Source organism: Pseudomonas sp. rhizo66 (genome assembly GCF_031931925.1).
GTDB lineage: Bacteria > Pseudomonadota > Gammaproteobacteria > Pseudomonadales > Pseudomonadaceae > Aquipseudomonas.
The window spans coordinates 1-541 of record NZ_JAUJWZ010000059.1 but is presented as its reverse complement, the minus strand read 5'-3'; the positions used below and the strand labels follow the sequence as shown (position 1 = coordinate 541).

Here is a 541-nt window from a genome sequence, read left to right as displayed (position 1 = left end):
CCGCGCAGACCGGAGGTGAAGCATGAGTGCGCACATTTCCATGACCCACAACGAGGACAGCATTCCAGTATTGCTGGTCTCCGCCGAAGCCCCGCTGGATGTCTTGCACAACAGCGCGGCCAGTCGCTTTCTGGCGGTGACGCAGATGATGGAAAGTCTGGCCAGCCTGGATATCTCGTCTGCAAAGGGTGCTGATGTACAGCAACTGGCCCATGCCGCCGCGATGTTGCTGCGTGATGGTTGTGACGTAATGGATGTGCTGGGGCGGCAGATTCGCTTGCGGGTCTGATGTGCAAACGCTTGAGGGGTGAAAATCTCTCCGCACAAAGCGTTCCACTCCTCCTGTAATCCAGGTTCACGCGCTACCGCTCATCGGTTTCATACCCGCACCTGTCAGGTCTGACAGGTGCGCAATCCCACCAATGCGCTTTCAATCACTCCGTTACCTCACCGAACGGAGCTCGCCACCATGACCAACCCAACACCGGATGCCCTGAAGTCCCTTTACTTCCCTGCCCTGAACACGCTCGACCCAGCGGAG

Annotated in this window: 1 protein-coding gene; it reads left to right on the top strand. The window is 58.2% G+C overall.

Going from position 1 to position 541, the window contains the following annotated elements; translation table 11 throughout:
* Window positions 1-22 precede the first annotated feature (22 nt).
* Complete coding sequence (locus QZR14_RS27945) at window positions 23-289, top strand: short-chain dehydrogenase (RefSeq protein ID WP_311998312.1); 267 nt, start codon at window positions 23-25, stop codon at window positions 287-289.
* Window positions 290-541: the final 252 nt, after the last annotated feature.